Origin of the sequence: Flavonifractor sp. An100 (assembly GCF_002161175.1) — a bacterium.
GTDB lineage: Bacteria > Bacillota > Clostridia > Oscillospirales > Oscillospiraceae > Lawsonibacter.
The window spans coordinates 13019-38659 of sequence record NZ_NFMA01000003.1 but is presented as its reverse complement, the minus strand read 5'-3'; the positions used below and the strand labels follow the sequence as shown (position 1 = coordinate 38659).

The window sequence follows — 25641 nt, the reverse complement described above, 5'->3', positions numbered from 1 at the left end:
TTTTTCCGCTTGGTTCCGTGTATAATATTGGGAAACCCGTTTGTTCGGGCAGTCAGAAAGAATTGGAGGAGACCGTCCATGGAAAAACTGTTGGAATTATTGGAACAGGACTGCACCATGAGCGTGGAGCAGATTGCAGCCGCAGCAGGTATGACTGTTGCAGAGGCAAAGGCAGCCATTAAAAAATATGAGGATGAACGGACCATCCTGGGCTACAAAGCAATCATTGACTGGGATCGGGTGCGCCGGGAGACGGTTACTGCTCTGATCGAGGTAAATGTTGTGCCTCAGTCCATTGACGGATTTGATCGAATTGCGGAGCGGATCTATCAATATGACGAAGTGGAGAGCATGTATCTGATGAGCGGATCTTTCGATCTGACCGTCATCATCTCCGGCCGCACGCTGCGTGAGGTGGCCCAGTTTGTGGGGGAGCGTTTGGCTCCCATTCAGGGCGTCACTGGTACGGCCACCCACTTTATTTTGAAAAAATATAAGGAGAAGCACCTGGTGTTCCGTCCCCAGGAGCCCGAGGAAAGGGAGTATATTTTCGTATGAACTACGACCAGATCTTAAATAGTAAGATCCAGGGGATCAAGCCCTCTGGAATTCGTAAGTTTTTTGACATTCTGGAGGAGATGACCGACGCCATTTCCCTGGGAATCGGGGAGCCTGATTTTGTAACGCCATGGCACATTCGGGATGCGGGCATCTACTCTCTGGAACGGGGTCATACCAAATATACCTCCAATGCCGGTATGCTCCAGCTCCGCCGGGAGATTGCTGCCTACCTCAACCGCCGGTTTGACCTGCAGTACGACTATAACAGCCAGATTTTAGTTACGGTGGGAGGAAGCGAAGCCATTGACCTGGCTCTGCGGGTGATGATTAACCCCGGTGACGAGGTGATCGTGCCGGTTCCCTCCTTTGTCTGCTACGGCCCGCTGGCGGAGATGGCGGGGGGCGTGCCGGTCTATGTGGAGCTGAAGGCGGAAAATGAATTCCGCCTCACCCCCGAGCAGCTCAAGGCCGCCATTACCCCCAAGACCAAGGTGCTGGTGATGCCCTTCCCCTGTAATCCCACGGGAGGAATTATGGAGCGCCGGGACCTGGAGGCCATTGCCGATGTCCTGCGGGGCACCGACATTATGGTGATCTCCGATGAGATTTACGCTGAGCTGACCTACGGGCAGCGCCATGTATCCATGGCCAATCTCACGGACATGTACGACCGGACGATCGTGGTCAATGGTTTCTCCAAGAGCCACGCCATGACGGGCTGGCGTATGGGCTATGTATGCGCCCCCAAGCCCATTGTTGCGGCGATGACCAAGCTGCACCAGTTTGGTATCATGTCTGCCCCCACCACCAGCCAGTACGCGGCGGTTGAGGCCATGCGCAACGGAGATGGGGATATTGAACACATGCGGGAGGAATACGACCGCCGCCGCCGGTATCTGGTGGAAAACCTCAACCGGATTGGACTGAGCTGTTTTGAGCCCAAGGGCGCGTTCTATGTCTTCCCCTGCATTCGCTCCACGGGTCTGACCAGCGAAGAATTTTGCGAGCGGTTTTTGATGGAGGAGAAGGTAGCGGTGATCCCGGGCAATGCCTTTGGTCCGGGGGGAGAGGGCTATGTGCGGGCCTGCTACGCCGCTTCCATGAAGGATATTGCTGAGTCCATCAGCCGGATGGATAATTTCCTGACCAACCTGCGCCGCAAGCAGGGGCAGGAGCAGGAATAAGGCCTTTCGGACAGAATGTAAAATAAAGGTGGGTAAAACCATGAATATCGTATGTTTGGATATGGAAGGCGTACTGGTGCCTGAAATTTGGATCGCTTTTTCTCAGGCCAGCGGGATTCCGGAGCTGAAGCGCACCACACGGGATGAGCCGGATTATAACAAACTGATGAATTGGCGCCTTGGCATTTTAAAGGAGCACGGCCTTGGCTTGAAGGAGATCCAGCAGACCATTGCCACCATTGACCCTCTTCCCGGAGCCAAGAAGTTTTTGGACGAGCTGCGCTCCATGACCCAGGTCATCATCCTCAGCGACACCTTTGAGCAGTTTGCTAAGCCTCTTATGGAAAAGCTGGACTGGCCTACCATCTTCTGCAATACACTGGAGGTGGCACCCAGCGGAGAGATTACCGGCTTCCAGATGCGCTGTGAGCAGTCCAAGCTGACCACCGTAAAAGCGCTGCAGTCCATGGGCTATGAGACCATTGCGGCCGGTGACAGCTACAATGATTTGGGGATGATTCAGGCCAGTAAGGCCGGCTTCCTGTTTAAGAGCACGGACAAAATCAAGGCTGACCACCCGGAGCTGCCCGCCTACGAGGAGTTTGACGAGCTGCTGGCGGCCATCAAGGCCGTTTTGGACTAAGGCTGCTGGAGCAGCCAGAGAGAAGGAGAACCCATGAGCGATCTGTTTGAGCATCTTCCCTTTCGCCCGGCAGACATCCTGCTGCCCCAAGGCTGTGACATGGAGCTGTGGTCGGTGGTGGCCTGTGATCAGTATACCTCCCAGCCGGAGTATTGGCAGCGGGTGGAGGAACGGGTGGGGCGGGCTCCATCCACCCTGCGTTTGATTTTGCCCGAAAGTTGTTTGGAGGGCCCCAACGTAGAGACGGATATCATGGAGATCAACAACACCATGGGCCGGTATCTGCGGGATGGCCTGTTCCGGACCTACCCTGACTGCCTGATTTACGTGGAGCGGACCTTGAGCAGCGGGGCAGTCCGCCATGGCCTGGTTGGCATGGTGGATTTGGAGCAGTATGACTATGAGCCGGGAGCCAGCTCCCTAGTGCGGGCCACGGAGGGCACAGTGCTCTCTCGGATTCCTCCCCGGGTAGCGGTGCGGAAAAACGCACCCATTGAGCTTCCCCATGTCATGATGCTGGCGGATGACCGGGAAAAACGGGTGATTGAGCCTCTGGCTGATCAGACCGATGGGATGGAGCTGCTCTACGATTTCGAACTGATGGAGCAGGGCGGCCACATTCGGGGATGGGCCCTGACCCAGGAGCAGAAGGACCAGGTCGCTCTGGCCCTGGCCTCTTTGGCAGATCCCGCCTCCTTCCGGGAGCGGTATCAGCTGGGAGAGGAGCCGGTGCTTCTCTTTGCCGTGGGGGATGGAAACCACTCCCTGGCCACGGCAAAGGAGTGCTATGAGCGGCAAAAGCGGCTCACCCCGCCGGAGCAGTGGGCCACCCTGCCCGCCCGGTACGCCCTGTGTGAGCTGGTAAACCTCCATGACTCCTCCCTGGAATTTGAACCCATCCACCGGGTGGTATTCGACGTGAAGCCGGAGGAGCTGCTGGCGGAGCTTCGGGCGACAAGGGACGCGGGAAAGCTGAGCGGAGGGAACGGGCCCGCCCATCCTCTGCTGTACGCCTACCGGGGAGCAAACGGGACCGGGGAGCGGGGCTGCATCCATGTGAACCATCCGGCAGCCCAGCTGCCGGTGGGCACGCTGCAAAACTTCCTGGATGACTTTTTGTTGGCCCATCCCGGCACCCGGATTGACTACATTCACGGAGGGGACGTAGCCCTGCGTCTGGCGGAGGAGCGGAGCGACGCCGTAGCCTTTCTGCTGCCCGAAATGGGCAAGGAGGAGCTGTTCCCCACGGTCATCCATGACGGAGTACTGCCCCGAAAGACCTTCTCCATGGGGGAGGCACAGGACAAACGGTTTTATTTGGAGGCCCGAAGGATTCGGGACTGACGGAGAGAGGAGGGCCATGGGATGGAGGTCCAGGCGCTGGCCAAGCTGAATTTGACCTTGGACGTGTTGGGAAAACGGCCGGATGGCTACCATGATCTGCGGATGGTGATGCAGTCCATCACCCTGTCGGATACACTGGAATTGGCCGACAACGCCGGGGAAGGGCTGCGGGTGGAAAGCAGCCTGCACTTTCTGCCCGCGGGCGAGAAGAATCTGGCGGGAAAGGCAGCGGTCTGCTTTTACCAGGCGCTGGGCCGGGACGTGCGGAGCCTGGATATTCGCCTGACCAAGCGCATCCCGGTGTGCGCCGGAATGGCGGGTGGAAGCAGCGACGCCGCGGCTGTGCTCCGTGGCCTCAATGAACTGGAGGGGAATCCCTTCACCCCGACGGAATTGGCCAGGATTGGAGAGCGGGTGGGCTCCGACGTGCCCTACTGCGTGATCGGCGGCACCGCTCTGGCCGAAGGCCGGGGGGAGATCCTTACCCCCCTGCCGGCGCTGCCCCCCTGCTGGGTGGTGGCCTGTAAGCCGGATTTCCCCGTGTCTACCCCGGAACTCTTCGGACGGATTGACAGCTGCCGGATTCGCTGCCGCCCGGATACGGAGGGCATGTTGGCCGCTCTGGAGTCTGGTAACCTGGGGGCGGTGGCGCGGCGGATGTACAACGTGTTTGAGGACGCGCTGCCCGACCGGCAGAGGACAAGCATGGCGGAAATCAAGAACGTTCTCATCCAATGCGGAGCACTAGGGGCCAATATGAGCGGAAGCGGACCCACCGCCTTTGGCCTGTTCGACGAGGAGGAAGCAGCCCGCCAGGCGGCGCAGCTGCTGGGGCAGAGCTATCGGGAAACTTTTTTGGCCCGCACGGTTTAAAGAGCAAAGGGGCCGTCCATACTGTTATTGACTTACATAACAGTGTGGACGGCCTCTTTTTTGCGGCCGTGAGGGAGGAACCTATGGATCGAACCTTAAAGCGGTGGGAGCTGGCCCTTTTGTTTGGCGTGCTGTGCGCGCTGGTGGCGGGAGCGTGGCTGAATCAGGAGCAGACCGATCTGGCCGACCGGATGATCCGTCTTCATGTGATTGCCAATTCCGATGGAGAAGAGGACCAGGCGTTGAAGCTGGCGGTGCGGGACCGGGTGCTGGAGCAGGCGGAGGCCCTCTATCCCCAGGGTGCCAGCCTGGAGGAGGCCAGACAGGCGTTGGAGGGCCACCTGGATACTCTGGAGGATGCCGGCCGGGCGGTGGTGGAGGAGTGGGGCTGTGACTATCCGGTCACCGCCCAGATCACCCAGTGCTGGTTTCCCACCAAAGAGTATGAGGAGTTTGCCCTGCCCGCCGGAGAATATACCGCCCTGCGGGTGGTGATCGGGGAGGGGAAGGGACAAAATTGGTGGTGTGTGGCCTTTCCGCCCCTGTGCCTGGGGGCGGCCAGCCAAACGGTGGATGAGGCCACCCAGGCAGGGCTGTTCACCCAAGGTCAGGCCAGGCTGGTCACGGAGGACGGGCCGGGCTATGTGTTGAAATTCAAGAGCATGGAGCTGTTGGGGGAGTGGAAGGGCATCTTCCGGTAAAACAAGAAAAGGGCTGCGGGCCTGAGGGTCCGCGGCCCTTTCTATTTTTGCGCCTTGCCGCATACCCTGGTGGAGATGGGAGGGGACGATAGATGCTTGGACAGCTGAAGCTGGACGGAACGGGCCGGGGCGGCGTAAGGCGGGAGGAGCTGTACGGTCTGGGGGTGCTGCGGGCCTGGGCGGACCCGGAGGGCTGGTGGGGAGAGCGCAGGCTGCGCAAAGCCGGGCGTCTGCTGCGGAGAGGGGGAGCGGTTCGGGTATTGGCACCTGCTCAATTTGAACGGTGGGATCTGCTGGAGCAGGCGGGCTTGGTGCCCTTGGACCCCTGTCCCTTTCTCCGCGCCCAGGGAGCGCCGCTGGCGCTGGGGTGCCTGGAGCGGCAGGGGGCGGCGCCTGACCGGGCCACCGTGGCACTGGTGGGCGGCCGCGTGGACCGGGATATGGTTCGGACGGCGGCGGAGCTGTGTCCCAAGGTGCGTCGGCTGGTGATTGCTGCTCCCCGGGGAGGAGATGAGCTGGCAAAGTGGCTGCGGCAAGAGTTTGGCGTGCCTATTTTGCCCCGGGAAGCGCCGGGAGAGGTGGCCGTCTGCTTCGGGCCGGGGGAGGAAAAACGGGAAGAACCGGCTTTGAGCCTTTATGGACCAAAACCGGAATTGGGGGGGCTGCAGCTGCGCGCACCCGGGCTGTCGGAGGAGGATCAGACCCATTTACCACTCCTTGCAGCCCTGTGGGAGGGTGGAAAACTGGGAAAAGAGGGGCTAAAAATTACTTGACAGACCAGGCGGGAAACTCTATAATGACACATACTGCATCGGTATGCCTAATTCTTTATTATAATGTATAGTCAGGGACACCCCGGCTATGTTTGGAAAGGTGTGCGAGGTAACATGGCAAAAGAGTATAAGTTGAGCCCCCAGCGGCTCAAGGAACTGCAGGACGAGATGAACTACCTGAAGACCGTCCGGGAGAAGGAAGTGGCCGAGCTCATCAAGGAGGCCCGCTCCTTTGGCGATTTGTCGGAGAACAGCGAGTACGACGAGGCCAAAAACGAGCAGGGTAAGCTCTATTCCCGCATGGCCCAGTTGGAAGAGATTTTGTCCAATTATGTGGTGATCGAAGAGGAGGAGCAGCAGGGGGACTATATCCGTCTGGGCTCCACAGTGACGGTTCTGGACAAGGAGTTTGAGGAGGAGCAGACCTACAAGATCGTCGGCTCCCAGGAAGCTGATCCCATGAACGGCTCCATCTCCGAGGACTCCCCCTTCGGCAAGGCCCTGCTGGGGAAGAATGCCGGAGAGGACGTAACGGTGGATGCTCCCGCCGGTCCCATTCAGTACAAGATTTTGAAGGTGGAGCGATAATCGACAAAAGACGGCCTCTGGCCGGTAGAGAATAGGAGTAGTCAAGAATGGCCGAGAACAACAACCAGGGCGCTGCTGCCGAGCAGCAGAACCTGTCTCAGTTGCTGCAGATCCGCCGGGATAAGCTCAAGCAGCTGCAGCAGGAGGGGAACGACCCCTTCCAGATCACCAAGTACGCGGTGGACAATGACTCCGCCAACATCAAGGAGAACTTTGACGCCCTGGAGGGCAGCCAGGTGTCCATTGCCGGGCGGCTGATGTCCAAGCGGGGAATGGGCAAGGTATCCTTCTGCGACCTGCAGGACAAGTCCGGCCGCATTCAGCTCTATGCCCGCAAGGACGAGATGGACGAGGCCGAGTATAACCGCTTTAAGAAGTATGACATCGGGGACATCGTGGGCGTTCAAGGCATCGTCTTCCGCACCCAGCGGGGGGAGATGTCGGTGCGGGTGGTGACCTGCACCCTGCTGAGCAAGTCTCTGCTGCCCCTGCCGGAGAAGTTCCACGGCCTGACCAACACCGAGCTGCGTTACCGCCAGCGGTATGTGGACCTGATCGTCAACCCCGAGGTGAAGCGCAACTTCATCATCCGGTCCCAGTTTATCAAGCATGTGCGGGACTTCATGGACGGCCGGGGATACATGGAAGTGGAGACCCCTGTTCTGAACACCATCTCCGGCGGCGCCACCGCCCGTCCCTTCATCACCCACCACAACACCCTGGACATCGACATGTATATGCGCATCGCCACCGAGCTTCCGCTGAAGCGGCTGATCGTGGGCGGCATGGACCGGGTGTATGAGATCGGGCGTATCTTCCGCAACGAGGGTATGGACCCCAAGCACAACCCGGAGTTTACCACCATTGAGCTCTACCAGGCCTATGCCGACTTCAACGACATGATGGACCTGTTTGAGGACCTGCTCTCCTCTGCCGCCCAGAAGATTTTGGGCACCTATCAGGTGGAGTGGCAGGGAGAGAAGATCGACCTGACTCCCGGCTGGCCCCGCCTGCCCATGCACGAGGCGGTCAAGCAGTACACCGGCCTGGACTTCATGGCTATCTCCTCCGACGAGGAGGCAGTGGCCGCTGCCAAGTCCATCGGAGTGGAGCTGCCTGAGACGGCGGACAAGACCTGGGGCAATGCCCTCTACGAGGTGTTCGACCAGCGGGTGGAGGAGAAGCTGATTCAGCCCACCTTCATCACCATGCACCCGGTGGATGTCTCCCCCCTGGCCAAGCGTTCCCCCAAGGACCCCCGGCTCACCGAGCGGTTCGAGCTGTTCATCTGCCACAGCGAGATGGGCAACGCCTTCTCCGAGCTCAACGATCCCATTGACCAGCGCCAGCGCTTCCAAAAGCAGGTGGAGCTGCGGGACAAGGGAGACGACGAGGCCGGCATGATGGACGAGGACTTCCTCACCGCTCTGGAGTATGGCCTGCCCCCCACGGGCGGCCTGGGCATCGGCATCGACCGGTGCGTCATGCTCCTGACCAATTCCGACTCCATCCGGGAAGTGATCCTCTTCCCGACGATGAAGCCCCTGGACTGACAAGAAATGACATACCGACGGCGGGCTACCCATCGGTATGCCTTTCTGTGCGTAGAGGGAAAGGAGAACATACCTTGAAGGCGATCGTTTGGCCGTTGGGAAGAAAGGGCCTCAATCCAACCCGCCTGGTGGCGCTGGGGTTTGGGATCATCATCCTTCTAGGAGCGGCGCTGCTCCATCTTCCCATAGCGGCCCGGGGGGGAGAGGCCACCTCCTGGCTTGTGTGTCTGTTTACCGCCGCCTCCGCCACCTGCGTGACCGGGCTGGTCCAGGTGGACACTGTGCTGCATTGGTCCCCCTTCGGACAGGGGGTAATTCTTCTGCTGCTGCAGCTGGGTGGCCTGGGCTTTGTGTCTCTGATCACCCTGGTGTCCCTGGCCCTGCAGCGGCGGATTGGCTTATCCCAGCGGCTAGTTATGGCTTCGGCCCTGAATCTCTCCAATACCGCCGGTGTGGTGCGGGTGGTACGCCACGCCCTGATGGGCACCTTCTTGATTGAGGGCCTGGGGGCTTTGCTGCTGTCCACCCGGCTTATTCCTCTGTTTGGTCTGGGCAAGGGAATTTGGTTTTCACTGTTTCACAGTGTATCTGCCTTTTGCAACGGAGGCTTTGACCTGATGGGGGAGTACACCGGACCTTACTCCAGCTTGCTGGGCTTTCAGGGCGATCCGGTGGTGCTGCTCACCATCATGGGGCTGATCGTAGTGGGGGGAATTGGCTTTTTTGTGTGGGAGGACATCTTGGAAAACCGCAGTTGGCGGCGGCTGTCCCTCTACACTAAGATGGCCCTGTCCATTACCGGTGTGCTGATTGTGGGGGGCTGCCTGTTCTGCCTTTGGACGGAGTGGAATAACCCGGCCACCTTGGGCCCCATGGAGCCCTGGGAAAAGGTACTGAATGCCCTGTTTCAGTCCGTGACCCTGCGTACGGCCGGGTACGCCTCTTTGGACCAGGCGGGCCTGACAGAAAATATGGCGGTGTTATCCGCGGTATGGATGCTGATCGGTGGATCCTCGGGCTCCACTGCCGGCGGTATCAAAACGGTGACCATAGGAGTGCTCCTGCTAGCCCTGGGCGAAAGCCTGCGGGGAAAGGAACAGGTGGTGGTGCGGGGACGCACCATCCCTCAGCGCCGAGTGCTGGACGCTATGACTCTGACTTTGACGGTGTTGCTGCTGTTTTTGGTGGGGGCCATGGCTCTGTCCAGAATCGATGGATTGCCATTTTTGACGGCCAGCTACGAGGTAGCCTCGGCACTAGGCACCGTGGGCCTGTCCATGGGAGCTACGCCTAATCTGAGTGCGGGCAGCTCTGTGCTGATTATTCTTTATATGTACCTAGGGAGAGTGGGACTGTTGTCCTTCTCCATTGCGTTTTTGACCCGCCGGGGGGAGAGCAAGCTGCGCTACCCCACGGTAGATGTGATGATTGGCTGAACTGGATAAAAAGAAGGAGCGGTAGAGAGTGAAAAACTTTCTGGTAATCGGTTTGGGCCGATTTGGCTTTTCCCTGGCCGTAGAGCTGTGTATGAAGGGCAATGACGTATTGGCTCTGGATTTGCGGGATGACCGGGTGCAGGCGGCCAGCGAGCTGGTGACCCACGCCGTGGCGGGAGATGCCCGAGACCCGGAGGTTTTGCGGGCATTGGGGGCCAGAAATTTTGATTGCGCTGTGGTGGCGGCCTCCACAGATGTGGGGGACAGCACTTTGATCACCTTGAACCTGAAGGAATTGGGTGTACCTCATGTGGTAAGTAAGGCCAACAGCGCAGTGCACCGCAAGGTGCTGGAGAAGATCGGGGCCGACCAGGTGGTGTTTCCCGAGCAGGAGATGGCCCTGCGTCTGGCCCGCAGCCTGTCCAATGTGGATATTCTAAATTTCATCGAGTTGTCCAAGGACTACTCTGTGGTGGAGCGCCGCTGTCCCAGCCAGTGGTGCGGAAAAACCATTAAGGAGCTGGATATTCGGGCAAAATACCGCTTGAATGTGGTGGCAATCCGGGACGCAGAGGGGACCATGCTGGTGTCCCCCGGTGGCGAGCATGTGCTCCGGGAAGGAGACTGCTTGGTGGTCCTGGGGAGCAATCAGGATATTGAGAGGATGGAAAAGCTGTGACGGCGGAATACATTACCAGCCGGAAAAATCCTCTGATGGTACAAATCCGAAAGCTGGCCTCCAGCCGTTCCTATCGCCGGGAGCAGGGGCTATACCTGGGAGACGGGTTGAAGCTGGTGCAGGAGGCTCTGCGCTGGAAGGCGCCGTTGCAGACTGTGGTGGTGTCCCAAGGAATCTCCCTTTCGGATGTGCCGGATTCGGTGCGTGTAGTGGAGGTGCCTGAGGACGTGATGGCCAGTATCTCCCCTATGGAGAGCCCCCAGGGCGCTCTGCTGGTGGGGTTCCAACCGGAACGGAGGCCCCCTGTGGAACTGGCGGGCGGACGGTATCTGGTGCTGGACGGACTACAGGACCCAGGCAATGTGGGCACCATTTGGCGTACCGCAGATGCTCTTGGTGCGGACGGACTGCTGCTGGTCCACCGCTGCGCCGACCCCTTTTCCCCCAAAACCGTGCGGGCCACCATGGGTGCCTGCTTCCGCCTTCCGGTGTATGAGCTGGAGACGGAGGAGCTGCCCGGTCTGTTGGAGCGCTCCGGTCTGCCCCTGTATGCCACCGCTTTGCGGGAGGACACGGTGGACATCCGCCAGGTGGACCTGGGCCGGTGTGCCGTGGTGATTGGCAGTGAGGGTCAGGGAATCTCTCAGGAGCTGCTGGCGCTGAGCCAAAAGACACTGAAAATCCCCATGCGGGAGCGCTGTGAGTCGCTGAATGCGGCTGCGGCAGCTTCCATTGTGCTGTGGGAAATGGGACGCTGATGGGTCCCAAGGGATAAAAAACGGTCTGTCTGGACCGAAACGTAAGGGGGGCAGCCTGATGTCAGCCTTGAAGTACTGGCTGTGGCTCACCAGCCGGAAGGGGATGGACGCCTCATCCGCTCTGGCAGTGCTGGACTATTTTGTCACGCCGGAGCGGGCCTATTACGCGGAGGAAGAGGACTGCCAGAGCCTGCCCATCCCGCCTGCTGCCCGCCAGGGACTGCTGGATAAAAATATGGACCGGGCGGAGGAGATTTTAGGGGACTGTGAGCGGCTTGGAGTGCAGGTGATGACCTTTCAGGACGCCGACTACCCCCAGCGGCTGCGGCAGATTCCGGACCCTCCGGCCGTGCTGTATTATAAGGGCCGCACCTTCCACTTTGACGAGGAGGCGGCCATCGCCGTGGTCGGGGCCCGAAAGCCCTCCCCTTATGGAGAGAAGTGGGCCAGCCGGTTTGGGTTGGAACTGGCCTCTGGCGGGGCGCTGGTACTGTCCGGCATCGCCGAGGGACTGGATGCCTGTGGGGTGCGGGGCGCCCTAAAGGGAGGCGGACCGGTAGTCTGTGTCCTGGCGGGCGGGACGGATGTGGTATTTCCGCCCCAGCACCGCGGCCTTTATGAGGATGTAGCGGCAGTGGGTGCCTTATTATCGGAGTACCCTCCCGGTACGCCCCACTATGGTTACCACTTTCCCCGTCGCAACCGCATTCTCAGCGGCCTGTCCCTGGGCGTGCTGGCGGTGGAGTGCCGTACCTTCGGCGGTACCATGAACACCATTAACCACGCCCTGGAGCAGGACCGGGATGTATTTGCGGTTCCGGGAGCCCTGGACGCCCCCATGAGCGAGGGAACGAATCGGCTCATCCAGCAGGGAGCCAAGCTGGTCACCTGCGGACGGGACATTTTGGAAGAATATTGGAGCCGTTTCCCGGGAAAACTGGCCCCCAGCGCACCCCTCACTCCGGAGGCTGCCCAGGCCCGACTGGCGGACAGCGTCCGGCAGCAAAAGCCGGTGCCTGTGCCGGAGACGTCGGCTGCTGGTGTGTCTCAGCCAGTCCAGTCCACCCGAACGCTCATCCCCCGGGGGGAGCAGAAAACGCGCTTTACCGATGATGAGCTGTCCCTTCTGGCCGCTCTGGCGGCTGGGGAGCGCTCGGCGGAGCAGCTGGTGGAGCTGACTCAGATTCCGGCCCGGAGAGTGCTGTCGGCTCTGACCATGCTCCAGGTCCAGCAGGCGGTGGAGGAGCATCCGGGGCGGCGCTTCTCTGCCCTGGTAGAGCTGGAGGAATAACCGTTCATCCCAACTTGATCTATGGAAACAGCCGGTGCTCCTGCGGGGGCGGCAGCCGCAAAGGACGGCGAGAGGCGGGAACAGGACAAAGCGTCCGGTTCCTCCACCGGCGAGGAGGTTAACAAAACGTGGCAAACAAGACTGATCTGGTAATCGTAGAGTCCCCGTCCAAGGCCAAAACCATCGGAAAATACCTGGGACCGGGCTATGAGGTAAAGGCATCCATGGGCCATGTCCGGGACCTGCCTAAAAGCAAGATCGGCGTGGACCTGGACCAGGGCTTTGAGCCCAACTACCAGCCCATCAAGGGGAAGGAAGACGTGATCAGCGACCTGAAGAAGGCGGCCAAAAAAAGCGGCAAGGTCTATCTGGCCACCGACCCGGACCGGGAGGGGGAGGCCATCTCCTGGCACCTGAAGGAGCTGCTGAACATCCCCGATGACAAGACCTACCGGGTCACCTTCAATGAGATCACCAAAAATGTAGTCAACCAGTCCATTGCCCACCCCCGGGCCATTGACCAGAACCTGGTCAACGCCCAGCAGGCCCGGCGCATTCTGGACCGCATTGTGGGCTATCAGCTCTCCCCTCTGTTGTGGCGGAAGATTCGCCGGGGCCTGTCGGCAGGCCGGGTGCAATCGGTGGCTACCCGCCTGGTGGTGGAGCGGGAGGAGGAAATCCGGGCCTTCCAGCCCCAGGAGTACTGGACGTTGGAAGCGGATCTGGCCCGCATTGCTCCCAACCTGGGGTCCTTCAAGGCCCAGTTCTACGGCCGGGAGAAGAAGATGGAACTGCACACCAAGCAGGAGGCCGACCAGATTGCCGAAGTGGTCTCCCAGGGCAGCTACCAGGTGTCCAAGGTGAAGCGGCAGGAGAAAAACCGCACCCCCGCCCCTCCCTTTACTACTTCGACTCTCCAGCAGGAGGCCTCCCGGAAGCTGAATATGGCCCCTGCCCGCACCATGTCCATTGCCCAGCAGCTCTATGAGGGCATCGACATCTCCGGCGAGGGCACCGTGGGTCTCATTACCTACATGCGTACCGACTCTCTGCGCCTGTCGGAGGAAGCTCTGGCGGCGGCCAAGGGATTTATTCAAAACCGCTACGGGGCGGAGTATTATCCTCCCCAGACCCGGCACTTTAAGACCAAGGGCAATGCCCAGGACGCCCACGAGGCCATCCGGCCCTCGGATGTGAACCTGGTGCCCGATGAGATCAAAAAGGACCTGACCGGGGAGCAGTACCGTCTATATAAGCTCATCTGGAGCCGTTTTTTGGCCTGCCAGATGGCTAACGCCGTCTATGACAGCCTGTCCATTGAGGTGGCCAACTCCGGCTATACCTTCCGGGCCAGCCACTCCTCCATGAAATTCTCCGGCTTCACCGCCGTGTACGAGGAGGGAAAGGACGAGGAAGAGGAGGAAGACACCTCCCCACTGCCCGATCTGAAGGAGGGAGAGCCGTTGGAGGGCCGGGGCGTGAAGGCCGACCAGCACTTCACCCAGCCCCCCGCCCGGTATTCCGAGGCCAGCCTCATCCGGGCTCTGGAGGAAAAGGGGATTGGCCGTCCCTCCACCTATGCCCCCACTATTTCTACCATCCTCAACCGGGAGTATGTGGTCAAGGAGGGCAAGGCCCTTCGTCCCACCCCTCTGGGCGAGGTGGTTACCACTTTGATGAAGGACAAATTCCAGGACATTGTAGACCCTGCCTTTACCGCCCAGATGGAAGAGGAGCTGGACAAGGTAGAGGAGGGCGCCACCGACTGGAAGCAGGTGCTGGAGGAGTTCTACGGCTCCTTTGACGCAGAGCTGAAAAAGGCGGAACAGGAACTGGATGGAGAGCGGATCAAGGTCCCTGACGAGGTGTCGGAGGAGATCTGTCCCCATTGCGGCCGGAACCTGGTGGTCAAGTCCGGGCGGTTTGGCCGTTTCCTGGCCTGTCCCGGCTGGCCGGAGTGTGACTTCACCATGCCTTTGGTGGTGGAGATGCCTGGAAAATGTCCCAAGTGCGGCGGGCGGCTGCTCAAGCGCACGGGCAAGAGCAAAAAGACAGGCAAGCAGTACACCTATTACTGCTGCGAGCACCTCAACAACAAGGACGAGAGCAAAAAGTGCGACTTTATGACCTGGGACGTGCCGGTGAAGGACAACTGTCCCGTGTGCGGCCAGACCATGTTCAAGAAGGCGGGCCGAGGCGCCAAGAAGCCCTTCTGCATTAACGAGAGCTGTTCCAACTTTACCCCGGAGGAGAAGCGGGGCGGATGGCAGAAAAAGCCCGCTGCCGCTGTGGAGGAGGCTGCGGAGCCCCTGGAAGAAGCGCAGGCCGAGGCGGAAACCGCTCCGGCCAAAAAGACAACGGCCAAGAAAGCCGCAGCTGCCACCAAGCCTGCTGCCGCTAAGAAAACCACAACAAAGAAGACAACAGCGGCAAAAGCTAGTACCACAAAGAAGTCCTCTGCCGCCAAGACAAGTACGGCAAAAAAGACTGCCACATCCAAAACGGCTGCCAAGAAGCCTGCCGCCAAAAAGACGGCCAGCAAAAAGGCAGCGGAGGAGACCACCTGAGCGGTGATAGCCCGGGGCAGTGAACCAAAGAAAAAAGGAGAACCCTATGGAACCTGTCATTGTGATCGGAGCGGGCCTTGCGGGAAGCGAGGCCGCCTGGCAGCTGGCCCAGCGGGGCATTCCCGTGGAGCTGCGGGAGATGAAGCCCCAGAAGATGACCCCCGCCCACCACAGCGCCGACTTTGGGGAGCTGGTCTGTTCCAATTCCCTGCGCTCCGACCAGTTGGAAAACGCTGTGGGCCTGCTGAAGGAGGAGCTGCGCCGCTGTTCCTCCCTCATCATGGCCTGTGCCGATGCCCACCGGGTGGAGGCGGGAGGGGCACTGGCGGTGGACCGCCACGCCTTTTCCGCCGCTATTACCGAGAAAATCCGCAGCCACCCCAACATCACCGTAGTGGAGGGAGAGGTGACGGAGATCCCGGCGGAGGGAAATGTGATCCTGGCTTCGGGGCCCCTCACTTCGGAACCTCTGTCCCAGACCATCGCCCGGCTGTTCCCGGAGAGCAAGTACCTCAACTTCTTTGACGCCGCCGCCCCTCTGGTCACCTTTGAGAGTGTGGATATGGACAGCGCCTGGTTTGCCTCCCGCTACGACCGGGGCACCCCGGACTACATCAATTGCCCCCTCACCCAGGAGGAGTATTTGGCCTTCTGGCAGGCCCTCACCACCGCAGAGGAGGCCCCCGTCCACGGCTTTGAGGATGCGGGAGTGTTTGAGGGGTGCATGCCGGTGGAGGTCATGGCCCGGCGGGGCCAGGATACCCTGTGCTATGGTCCCCTGAAGCCGGTGGGCCTGCCAGACCCCAAGACGGGAAAGGAGCCCTTTGCTGTGGTCCAGCTCCGGAAGGACAACGCCCAAGGGTCCATCTATAACATCGTTGGCTTCCAGACCCATTTGCGCTGGCCGGAGCAGAAGCGGGTATTTTCCATGATTCCCGCCCTGAAGAATGCGGAATATGTGCGGTACGGCGTGATGCACCGCAACACCTTCCTGGACTCTCCCCGTCTTCTGGACCGGTATTACCGAGTCCGGGGCGAGGAGCGGCTGATGTTTGCCGGCCAGATCACCGGCGTGGAGGGCTATGTGGAGTCCACCGCCTCCGGTTGCCTGGCGGCTATGGAGTTGGCCCGGCGTTTGGAGGGCCGTCCCGCCATCGACTTCCCCCGGGAAACCGCCATTGGGGCTCTGGCCCTTTACATCAGTGACCCAAGTGTGATAAACTTTCAACCAATGAATATCAATTTTGGACTGATTCCCCAGCTGGGCTACCGGGTAAAGGGGAAGCGGAATAAAAACGCGGCCATCTCCCAGCGAGCCCTGGAAGCACTGGGACAGCTGGACCTGACTTGAAGACGGATGACTGGAAGGAGAAAGATATGAAAATCATCGTAGACGCCATGGGTGGAGACAATGCCCCCCAGGCTCCGGTCATGGGAGCCATCCAGGCCAATCAGGAGTACGGGGTCGGCATCACGCTGGTGGGCCGGGGAGAAGAGATTTTAAAGGTGCTGGAGGAAAACGGCATCAAAGATCTGCCTGCGGGTGTGGAGATCGCCCACGCCAGCGAGGTGGTGGAGATGTGCGATAATCCGGCCACTGCCTTCCGGGAGAAGAAGGACTCCTCCCTTACCGTGGGGCTGAACCTGCTCAAGAGCGGGGCGGGTGACGCCTTTGTGTCGGCCGGTTCCACTGGCGCGCTGCTGTCCGGGGCTACCCTGGTGGTCAAGCGAATCCGGGGCATCCGCCGGGCTGCCCTGGCCCCTGTAGTGCCCACCGGAGGCGGCGGAGCGGTGCTCATCGACTGCGGAGCCAACGCGGAGTGTCCCCCGGAGTATCTGCTCCAGTTTGCCTACATGGGTTCCTACTACGCCGAGCATGTGCTGGGCCGCCCGGAGCCCAAGGTGGGACTGCTGAACATCGGTGTGGAGCCCTCCAAGGGCACCAGCCTTCAGACCACCGTTTATCCCATGCTCCAGGAGGCCGGAGCGGCGGGACGAATCAACTTCGTGGGCAACGTGGAGGCCCGGGAAGCGGTAGAGGGTGCGGTGGACGTGATCGTCTGCGACGGTTATTCGGGAAACATCTTCCTGAAAACTATGGAGGGTACCGGCCTGTATCTGGTCAAGGAGCTTAAGGGCGTGTTCATGCAGAACATCCTCACCAAGCTGGCCGCTGTGCTGGTATCCGGTGGGTTGAAGAAGATGAAGAAGCTGATGAGCTCCCGAGAGGTGGGAGGCACCGCTCTGGTGGGAATCTCCAAGCCGGTCATCAAGGCCCACGGCTCCTCCGACGCCTACGCCATTAAAAATGCTGTCCGTCAGGCCAAGCAGTATGTCTCCTCGGGGATTATCGAGAGCATTACCGAAAACATTGACGTGATGCGGCTGGACGCTCCCGGAAAGAGCGAGGAATAAACCAATCGGGACAGAGGATATATCCTCTGTCCCGATTTTTTTGCTGTGCAGTTATAACCGCTTGTTGATTTCGTCCAGAATGATTTGAAGGGCCTTGAGCCGCCCGTACTTTTTGTCCTGGGATTCGATGATATGCCAGGGGGCGAAGTCTGTGGAGGTATAGTGGAGCATGTCGTTGATGGCCTGCTCATACAGCGGCCACTTTTCCCGGTTTCTCCAGTCCTCATCGGTGATTTTCCAGCGCTTTTCCGGCGTGTTCTGCCGGTCGTGGAAGCGGGCGAGCTGCTCGTTCTGGTCGATGTGGAGCCAGAATTTGATCACCACAGCCCCCCAGTCCCAGAGCTCCCGCTCAAACTCGTTGATCTCCTGATAGGCCCTGTGCCAGTCGGTCTGGGAGCAAAATCCTTCGATGCGCTCCACCATGACCCGGCCGTACCAGGTGCGGTCAAAGATGGCAATGTGCCCGGTTTTGGGGATGTGATTCCAAAAACGCCACAGGTACTGGTGGTTGAGTTCCTCCCGGCTGGGGGCAGCAATGGGGATGACTTCATAGCCCCGGGGGTCCAGGGCGGCGGTGACCCGCTTGATGTTTCCGCCCTTGCCGGCGGCATCCCAGCCCTCGTATCCGATGATGACCGGTACCTGCTTGCGGTAAATTTTGTTGTGCAGGTCGGCAAGCTCCTTTTGGAGCTGGTTGAGGCGCTTTTTATAGACCTCGTCCTCCACCCGCTGCTCCAGGCTGATCTGGGAGAGCTCCGGCATGGGGGTAAGCACGAAAGGACCGGGGAAGACCGGCTCCTGGATGGAGGGAGAAGCGGGCTGCTTTTGCTGCTGGAGCGCCGCCTGGAGCTGGTCCCGGACAATTTGCAGCATAGCCAGGCGGGGGCTGTATTTGTCATCACAGGCCAGAATGTGCCAGGGAGCGTTTGGGGTGTTGGTGGCGGACAACATGTCATCAAAGGCCCGAAAATATCGCTCGTAGTGCCGGTTGCGGCGCCGGTCCTGTTCGGTGACCCGCCATTGGGTATTTTTGAGCTGGGTGAGGGACTCAAAACGAGCCTTTTGTTCCTTGCGGCTGATGTGCAGGAAGAACTTTAGGATAAGATAGCCGTCATCCGTCAGCTGCCGTTCCATGGCCAAAATGCTGTTGACACGGCGCTGAAACTGGGCATCCGACAGGTCTTCCTCAATGCGCCCCACAGAGATGTCCTGGTACCAGCTGCGGTCCAGTACCGCGATTTGTCCCCGCTCAGGCAGCTGCTGCCAGTAGCGCCACAGCAGTGGCCGGCGCTGCTCAAAGGGCTCCCGGGCGGCATTGGAATAGACCCGGAAGCCGCGGGGATCAAACTGGGCAATGAGCTTGGAAATCAGATTGCCCTTTCCGGCAGCTCCCCAGCCCTCAAACAGGAGAAGCACGGGGAGTTTGGCTTGCCGTACCTGTTGAGCCAGTACAGACAGCTCCTGCCGCAGCTGGGCAGCTTGCTTCTTGTAATCCGCTTTGCTGATGGTTTGCTCCAAATCGATTTGTTCCAACATATCCACAAAACCGTCCTTTCCGAACAAAGGTATCGGGGGTGAGAGAGTTATGCCCAAATCCAAGTCCAGCCAAACTGATGCGGTTAAAGAAGGACAAACGGTGCTATAGGTGTGCTTTGAGAAATAAAAAAGTCGGAGCAAGCAATTGAGCGCTTGCTCCGACATGGAGCAGGTGAGGGGAATCGAACCCCCGTGTTCAGCTTGGGAAGCTGACATTCTGCCATTGAACTACACCTGCATTAAAATTAGCTTTTACACTATAGCATACCCGCTTGAGTTTTGCAAGGGGAAAAACACAGGAATTTGATTTTTCCAAGGTGAGCCGATATTAAGTAAGAAAAAATTACCACTTTTTTTGCCTAATGCTTGACATGTGGGTAGTGGCATACTATAATGAAAGCATGAATTAGTAATGAGAGGAGTTACTATTATGAAATTTTATCGCTGTGCCCACTGTGGTAATATTGTGACTTTCCTGCACGACAGCGGAGTGCCGGTTATTTGTTGTGGTGAGAAGATGACTGAGCTGGTTCCCGGTACCGTGGATGCCGCGCTGGAGAAGCATGTGCCCGTGGCGGAAGAGAAGGACAATATGGTCCATGTGGCCGTGGGAGCTGTGGCGCATCCCATGCTGCCCGAGCACTATATTGAGTGGATCGTGCTGGAGACCAATCAGGGCAGCCAGATCAAGAAGCTGCAGCCTGGTCAGGCCCCTGAGGCAGTCTTCGCCCTGGCTGAGGGAGAGAAGATGGTTGCGGTCTATGCATACTGCAACCTCCACGGATTGTGGAAGGCCTAAGGAAATTGTTTCTGCAAAAAGCCCCGGTCCTGCCAGGATCGGGGCTTTTTTCGCCCTATTTAGGGGAGGGGTGGCCTTTTCTTGGGAAAATCGCATTGACACCCGAAGGGATTTCTCCTACAATAGGGACTATGCCCGTATGGGCATGGAGAAGAGAGAATGAAAGGGAGGATCCAAAGATGGATTCCAAGGAGAGACGGAAAAAGAGCAACCCGGTTGCCCTGCTGCCAATTTGGGTATTCCTGGTGTTGTATCTGGGGCTGGGCTACATATTTGAGTATAGGCTGAAGATTGAGATGGGCTTTTACAGCATTCCCATCGTGGTAGTCTTCCTGGTCGCTCTGCTGGTGGCCTGCCTACAGAATCGGTCCCTGAGCTTTGATGACAAGTTGGCGGTCATGGCCCGGGGTGTGGGCGATAAAAATATCATGACCATGATTCTGATTTTCCTGGTGGCGGGAGTGTTTGTGGGAGTGACCGGACGGGACAGCGCCGAGGCGGTGGCCTATTTCCTGCTTTCCGTCACCCCGGCTTGGGCTTCGGTAGCAGTGCTGTTTGTGGCCGCTTGCTTTGTGTCCACAGCTATGGGTACTTCGGTGGGCACCATTACCCTGATCGTCCCCATTGGTGTAGCGGTGGCTCAGGTTTCTGGTTTCTCTCTGCCGCTGTGTATTGGCTCGGTGATGGGCGGGGCAATGTTTGGAGACAACCTGTCCTTTATTTCTGATACCACCATTGCCGCGTGTAATACCCAGGGCTGCGCCATGCGGGACAAGTTCCGTGCGAACTTTAAAATTGCCTTCCCTGCCGCCCTGGCCACGCTGGCGCTGATCTTGGTGCTGTCGTTCCAGACGGGACTACAGTCCATTGACATTCCGGAATATAACATGATGCTGCTTATTCCCTATGTGCTGGTGCTGGTGGGCGGCATCCTTGGCCTTAATGTGTTTGTAGTTTTGCTGGTGGGTATTTTCTCCGGGATTCTGATCACTGTGTCCACCGGAACGGTGGATGGCATGACTCTGATGACCAGTATGAAGACGGGAGCGGAGGGAATGTTTGAGACCATCATGGTCACCATCTTGGTGTCCGCCATGTGCGGCCTGATTCGGGAGCACGGCGGCTTTGAAGCCCTGCTGTCCTTTATTCGCCGGGTGTTTAAGGGCCGGGTTGGAGGCAGACTGGGTGTGGGCCTGCTGGTGGGAGCCATGGATATCGCCACCGCCAACAACACCGTAGCCATCGTGATGGCTGGCCCCATTGCCCGGGAGATCAGCCAGGAGTATGGCATTACCCCCAAGGAGTCGGCCTCCCTGCTGGATACCTTCTCCTGCATTTTCCAGGGCGTGATTCCTTACGGCGCCCAGATGCTCATTGCGGTTTCCACCTCCATTTCCCTGGGCAGCCAGGTGTCCGCCTTCGAGGTAATCCCCTGCCTGTTTTATCCCTATCTGCTGGCGGTCAGCTCCATTATTTATATCCTGTTGTTGGCGGGCAAGAAGCCACAAGGCTGAGAAATCAGAAAATTACAGACAAAAACAACTGCCGCAGCCCGCTGCGGCGGTTGTTTTTTGTGCAAAGAGAAGAGAATGAAAAAATCCAGGGAAGGAAGCAGGAAAACGTCACTTTATTTCGTATAGATAAATATGAAACTGTAACAAATCAAGGCTGAGACAGAGAGGAGGCAGACTATGACACTGCGGGAGCAGACGCAGCAGAGAGAGGACAGCTGTCTGTCCCCCTATGCCTGCCGTTCCGCTCAGACGCGGGGGCGGCAGCGGAAAGAGGAGGAGTGCTCCGTCCGCACCCCCTTTCAGCGGGATGTGGACCGGATCGTCTACAGCAAGGCGTTTCGGCGGCTGAAACATAAGACTCAGGTGTTTCTCCAGCCGGAGGGGGACCACTACCGCACCCGTATGACCCATACACTGGAGGTCAACCGGATTGCCCGTACCATTGCCCGGGCTCTGTCCCTGAATGAGGATCTCACCGAAGCCATTGCCCTGGGCCACGATTTGGGCCACACCCCCTTTGGGCACGCAGGGGAGCGGGCGTTAAATGCGGTGATGCCCGGCGGCTTTGCCCACTACCAGCAGTCGGTCCGTGTGGTGGAGCGGCTGGAAAAGAACGGGGAAGGGCTCAACCTGACCTGGGAAGTCCGCAACGGCATCCTGTGCCACACCAAAGGAGAGCCGGCAGCTACTCTGGAGGGACAGGTGGTTCGCCTGGCTGACCATATCGCTTACATCAACCATGATATTGAGGACGCACTGCGGGGGGGTGTGATCTACCCCATTGACATCCCCCTGGAGATCTCGGGCGTGTTGGGCTTTACCCACGGGGCCCGGATTGACGCTCTGGTGCAGGACGCCATCCAGGCCAGCATGAATCAGCCCTCCATCCGCCAGTCTGCGGAGGTGGAGGAGGCGATGCAAGCCCTAAAGGAGTTTATGTTTGCCAATGTCTACACCAATCCCCTGGCAAAGGGGGAGGAGGGCAAGGCCCAGGACATGCTGCGTATGCTCTTTGAATATTACCAGAGGCAGCCGGACGAGTTGCCCGATGACTTTCAGTCCATTCGGGCGGAGGAGGGGATCGACCGGGCGGTGTGTGATTATATCGCCGGCATGACCGACCCCTTTGCAGTCGAGCGGTTCAAGGAGCTGTTCATTCCCATGGGTTGGACGGTAAAATAAACCGCTTCCCCTTTTGAAGGTGGTTTTCTTCTCCAGAAGGAGAAAAGAAGGATATTTTTTCGGGGAAACGGCTAAAAATAGGGTGATACATCCCCAGGAAAGGAGGGAGCCGTTTGCCGATTCCAGACCGATTTTTAGACGAGCTGGTGGCCCGCACCGACCTGGTGGATCTGGTGTCGGAGTCGGTCCGCCTGACAAAAAAGGGAAACAGCTACTGGGGCTGCTGCCCCTTTCACAGCGAAAAGACCCCCTCCTTTCATGTGGTGCCCGACCGGCAGATTTATAAGTGCTTTGGCTGCGGGAAGGGCGGCGGTGCCATCAACTACGTAATGGAGTTGGAAAACCTGTCCTTTCGGGACGCGGTGGAAGTGCTGGCCAAGCGGGCCGGGATGACCATGCCGGAGGGCAGTGGCCCGTCAGCCGGGGGGCGGGAGCGCCGGGAAAAGCTGTTGGAAATCAACAAGCAGGCGGCCCGTACCTTTCACCGCTGGCTCTATGCTCCTGAGGGAGCGGAGGGGCTGGCCTATCTGCAGCGGCGGGGACTGAGCAAAGGGACGCTGACCCGTTTTGGCCTGGGCTTTGCGCCCAACCGCTGGGACGGCCTGATTCAGGCCTTGGGCGAGCAGGGCTATGACAAGCGGGACCTGCTGGATGCCGGCTTGGCCGTGAGCAATAAAGACGGACGAATCTATGACCGCTTCCGCAACCGGGTCATGTTTCCCATCATTGATGTGCGGGGCAATGTGATCGGGTTTGGCGGCCGGGTGATGGATGACTCCACCCCCAAATATCTAAACTCCCCAGATACTCCGGTGTACAACAAAAGCCGGAATGTTTTTGCCTTAAATGTGGCCAAGAGTTCCAAGGCTGGCCGGGTGATTTTGACCGAGGGGTATATGGATACCATATCCCTTCATCAGGCCGGATTTGATAGCGCGGTGGCTTCTCTGGGCACCGCCCTCACCGAGGAGCACGCCCAGTTGCTCTCCCGTTACTTTAAGGAGGCGGTGATCTCCTACGACGGCGACGGTGCCGGAGTGGCAGCGGCTCAGCGGGCAATCCCGCTGCTGGAAAAGGCGGGACTGAAGGTCCGGGTGCTGCGTATGACAGGGGCCAAGGACCCGGATGAGTTTATCAAGGCATACGGACGGGATGCCTTTGCCAAGCTGCTGGACCGCAGCGAGAACCAGGTGGACTACCGCCTGGCTCAAATTCAAAAGCAGTTCGATTTGACCGATGATGTACAAAAGGTGGGCTTTCTCCAGCAGGCTGCTCAGCTCATCGCCGGCTTATCCAGTGCGGTGGAGCGGGAGATATACGGCGGCCATGCGGCCCAGGCGGCGGGAGTAACTCCGGAAGCCATGGCCCAGGAGGTGGCCCGGGCGAGAAAGCAGCGCCTGCGCAAGGCGGAAAAGCAGCAGCGGCGCAAGGACCTGGCTCCGGCCAGCCAGCTGCAGCCCAAGACCAGAGAGCTGCGCTATGCCAATATCCGCTCCGCCCTGGCGGAGGAGGGGCTGCTTCGCCTGTTGGTCCTGGACCCTGGTTTGGTGGGCCGGATGGAGGGGATGACAGGAGAGGAATTTTCCTCCCCCCTGTTGGGACGGGCCTTTGATTCCCTCTGCCGCCGGGGAGAGGAGGGGCTGTCCACCAATCTGGCCGCATTGGCAGAGGAGTTTACCCCGGAGGAGATGAACCATCTGGCACAGGTGGTGTCAAAGCCGGAGGATACAGCTCGAGCGGAACAATCCATTCAAGATTACATATCGGTGATCCGGAGGGAAGGTATGCTGCGCCGGGAGCCCGAAGGAGATGCGCTGCTGCTGGCGGTGCAAAAGAGATTACAAGAGAAAAAAGCATATATGGAGGAAAAACCATGAGCACGAAGAAGACAGGGACGGTTCACACCATTACCGAGGAACAGAAGGATAAGATTGACAAGCAGGCCGATATCAGAAGCCGGATGGAGGCAGGCAAGGTCGAAATTATGAAGGTGGTTGAGGGCGTCCAGGGGGCTGAAAAGCTGGCGGAGCTGATTGAACGGGGCAAAAAGAAGGGGAATCTCTCCTCTACTGAGCTATTGGATGTGTTGGAGGACTTGGATCTGGGTGCCGAGCAGATGGACAAGATCTATGATACTCTGGAAAATTTAGGCATTGATACGGTTGGCGAGGACTACATCCCCGAGCTGCCCGACGATGTGGAGCCTCCCCTGGAGGCCATGGAGGAGATCAGCGAAGAGGAGATCGTAGACCCCAACTCCATGGTGGATTCCTTCGGCACCGATGACCCGGTGCGTATGTATCTGAAGGAGATCGGCAAGGTGAATCTGCTCTCCTCCGATGAGGAGATCCAGCTGGCCCAGGATATGGCGGCGGGAAACGCAGCCAAGGAGCAGATTGAGGAGCTGCAAGCGGCGGGAGAGGAGATTCCCGCTGAGCTTCAGACCGAGCTGAATAAGGCGATCAAGGCGGGGGAGCGGGCGAAAAAGCGCCTGGCTGAGGCCAACCTGCGACTGGTGGTGTCCATTGCCAAGCGGTATGTGGGCCGGGGCATGCAGTTTCTGGATCTGATCCAGGAGGGCAACCTGGGTCTGATCAAGGCGGTGGAGAAGTTTGACTACACCAAGGGCTATAAGTTCTCCACCTATGCCACCTGGTGGATTCGTCAGGCCATTACCCGTGCTATTGCCGACCAGGCCCGTACCATCCGGATCCCCGTGCACATGGTGGAGACCATTAATAAGGTGATCCGGGTCTCCCGCCAGCTGCTCCAGGAGCTGGGGCACGATCCCACCCCGGAGGAGATTGCCGATGAGATGAATATGCCGGTGGAGCGGGTGCGGGAGATCTTGAAAATCGCCCAGGAGCCTGTCTCTCTGGAGACCCCCATCGGCGAGGAGGAGGACAGCCATCTGGGCGACTTTATCCCCGACGAGGATGCCTCCGAGCCCGCGGAGGCCGCTTCCTTCACCCTGTTGAAGGAGCAGCTGGTGGAGGTGCTGTCCACCCTGACTCCCCGGGAGGAGAAGGTGCTCAAGCTGCGCTTTGGCATTGAGGACGGCCGGACCCGCACTCTGGAGGAGGTCGGCAAGGAATTTAATGTCACCCGGGAGCGCATCCGCCAGATCGAGGCCAAGGCCTTGCGGAAGCTGCGCCACCCCAGCCGGAGCAAGAAGCTGAAGGACTTCTTGAATTAAAAAAAGTGAACAGGCCCCGCACTCAAAACGAGTGCGGGGCCTGCTTTT

Annotated in this window: 22 protein-coding genes and 1 tRNA gene; 21 read left to right on the top strand and 2 right to left on the bottom strand. The window is 59.1% G+C overall.

The annotated features are described in order from the left end of the window. Positions 1–78 precede the first annotated feature (78 nt). The 16 genes from B5E43_RS02570 (at position 79) to plsX (ending at position 17366) form a co-directional block, all read left to right on the top strand. A complete protein-coding gene (locus B5E43_RS02570; RefSeq protein ID WP_087393334.1) occupies positions 79–558 on the top strand; it encodes an Lrp/AsnC family transcriptional regulator in 480 nt (159 codons plus the stop codon). Beyond that, a complete protein-coding gene (locus B5E43_RS02565) occupies positions 555–1745 on the top strand; it encodes an aminotransferase class I/II-fold pyridoxal phosphate-dependent enzyme (RefSeq protein WP_087393332.1) in 1191 nt (396 codons plus the stop codon). The genes B5E43_RS02570 and B5E43_RS02565 overlap by 4 nt, the downstream gene beginning before the upstream one ends. Before the next feature lie 40 nt (positions 1746–1785). Beyond that, positions 1786–2388, top strand: a complete 603-nt coding sequence (gene thrH, locus B5E43_RS02560) for a bifunctional phosphoserine phosphatase/homoserine phosphotransferase ThrH (protein WP_087393330.1) — start codon at positions 1786–1788, stop codon at positions 2386–2388. Positions 2389–2421: 33 nt separating this feature from the next. After that, entirely contained in the window at positions 2422–3732 is a 1311-nt protein-coding gene (locus B5E43_RS02555) for a DUF1015 domain-containing protein (RefSeq protein ID WP_087393327.1), read from the top strand. A 21-nt stretch (positions 3733–3753) separates the two neighbouring features. Continuing rightward, on the top strand, positions 3754–4605 hold the full coding sequence (gene ispE, locus B5E43_RS02550) for a 4-(cytidine 5'-diphospho)-2-C-methyl-D-erythritol kinase (RefSeq protein ID WP_087393325.1): 852 nt from the start codon (positions 3754–3756) through the stop codon (positions 4603–4605). Between the two features lie 83 nt (positions 4606–4688). Next, a complete protein-coding gene (gene spoIIR, locus B5E43_RS02545; protein ID WP_087393323.1) occupies positions 4689–5306 on the top strand; it encodes a stage II sporulation protein R in 618 nt (205 codons plus the stop codon). A gap of 92 nt (positions 5307–5398) precedes the next feature. Beyond that, complete coding sequence (locus tag B5E43_RS02540; RefSeq protein ID WP_087393322.1) at positions 5399–6079, top strand: hypothetical protein; 681 nt, start codon at positions 5399–5401, stop codon at positions 6077–6079. 114 nt (positions 6080–6193) lie between these two features. After that, positions 6194–6667: a transcription elongation factor GreA gene (gene greA, locus B5E43_RS02535; RefSeq protein WP_087393320.1), complete on the top strand. Its 474-nt coding sequence runs from the start codon at positions 6194–6196 to the stop codon at positions 6665–6667. Between the two features lie 47 nt (positions 6668–6714). Continuing rightward, positions 6715–8220 carry a lysine--tRNA ligase gene (lysS, locus tag B5E43_RS02530; protein WP_087393318.1) on the top strand — a complete coding sequence of 502 codons (1506 nt, stop codon included), beginning with the start codon at positions 6715–6717 and terminating at the stop codon, positions 8218–8220. Between the two features lie 74 nt (positions 8221–8294). After that, positions 8295–9656 (top strand): potassium transporter TrkG, encoded by a 1362-nt coding sequence (locus tag B5E43_RS02525; RefSeq protein ID WP_087393317.1) that lies wholly within the window; start codon positions 8295–8297, stop codon positions 9654–9656. A 28-nt stretch (positions 9657–9684) separates the two neighbouring features. Beyond that, positions 9685–10335, top strand: coding sequence for a TrkA family potassium uptake protein (locus B5E43_RS02520; RefSeq protein WP_087393315.1), 651 nt, complete (start codon positions 9685–9687; stop codon positions 10333–10335). Continuing rightward, positions 10332–11093, top strand: coding sequence for an RNA methyltransferase (locus tag B5E43_RS02515; protein ID WP_242964673.1), 762 nt, complete (start codon positions 10332–10334; stop codon positions 11091–11093). The genes B5E43_RS02520 and B5E43_RS02515 overlap by 4 nt, the downstream gene beginning before the upstream one ends. A gap of 58 nt (positions 11094–11151) precedes the next feature. Continuing rightward, entirely contained in the window at positions 11152–12384 is a 1233-nt protein-coding gene (gene dprA / locus B5E43_RS02510; RefSeq protein WP_087393313.1) for a DNA-processing protein DprA, read from the top strand. 128 nt (positions 12385–12512) lie between these two features. Next, positions 12513–14951: a type I DNA topoisomerase gene (gene topA / locus B5E43_RS02505; RefSeq protein ID WP_087393311.1), complete on the top strand. Its 2439-nt coding sequence runs from the start codon at positions 12513–12515 to the stop codon at positions 14949–14951. Between the two features lie 46 nt (positions 14952–14997). Then, positions 14998–16302, top strand: coding sequence for a methylenetetrahydrofolate--tRNA-(uracil(54)-C(5))-methyltransferase (FADH(2)-oxidizing) TrmFO (gene trmFO, locus B5E43_RS02500; protein ID WP_087393309.1), 1305 nt, complete (start codon positions 14998–15000; stop codon positions 16300–16302). A gap of 26 nt (positions 16303–16328) precedes the next feature. After that, on the top strand, positions 16329–17366 hold the full coding sequence (gene plsX, locus B5E43_RS02495; protein ID WP_087393307.1) for a phosphate acyltransferase PlsX: 1038 nt from the start codon (positions 16329–16331) through the stop codon (positions 17364–17366). A 51-nt stretch (positions 17367–17417) separates the two neighbouring features. Here plsX and pap read toward each other — a convergent pair whose 3' ends face one another. Further along, the gene (gene pap, locus B5E43_RS02490; RefSeq protein ID WP_087393305.1) at positions 17418–18902 is read right to left on the bottom strand and encodes a polyphosphate:AMP phosphotransferase; all 1485 of its coding nucleotides are present in this window, start codon (positions 18900–18902) and stop codon (positions 17418–17420) included. Between the two features lie 164 nt (positions 18903–19066). Continuing rightward, positions 19067–19140 (bottom strand) — tRNA-Gly (locus B5E43_RS02485). A 192-nt stretch (positions 19141–19332) separates the two neighbouring features. Between B5E43_RS02485 and B5E43_RS02480 the strand changes: the two genes are divergently transcribed. The 5 genes from B5E43_RS02480 (at position 19333) to rpoD (ending at position 25593) form a co-directional block, all read left to right on the top strand. Then, on the top strand, positions 19333–19701 hold the full coding sequence (locus tag B5E43_RS02480; RefSeq protein ID WP_087393303.1) for a desulfoferrodoxin family protein: 369 nt from the start codon (positions 19333–19335) through the stop codon (positions 19699–19701). 179 nt (positions 19702–19880) lie between these two features. After that, positions 19881–21215 (top strand): Na+/H+ antiporter NhaC family protein, encoded by a 1335-nt coding sequence (locus B5E43_RS02475; protein WP_087393301.1) that lies wholly within the window; start codon positions 19881–19883, stop codon positions 21213–21215. A gap of 177 nt (positions 21216–21392) precedes the next feature. Further along, positions 21393–22397 carry a deoxyguanosinetriphosphate triphosphohydrolase gene (locus B5E43_RS02470; RefSeq protein ID WP_087393299.1) on the top strand — a complete coding sequence of 335 codons (1005 nt, stop codon included), beginning with the start codon at positions 21393–21395 and terminating at the stop codon, positions 22395–22397. A gap of 113 nt (positions 22398–22510) precedes the next feature. Further along, positions 22511–24274, top strand: coding sequence for a DNA primase (gene dnaG, locus B5E43_RS02465; protein WP_087393297.1), 1764 nt, complete (start codon positions 22511–22513; stop codon positions 24272–24274). Positions 24275–24381: 107 nt separating this feature from the next. Next, the gene (gene rpoD, locus B5E43_RS02460) at positions 24382–25593 is read left to right on the top strand and encodes an RNA polymerase sigma factor RpoD (RefSeq protein ID WP_087393615.1); all 1212 of its coding nucleotides are present in this window, start codon (positions 24382–24384) and stop codon (positions 25591–25593) included. Positions 25594–25641: the final 48 nt, after the last annotated feature.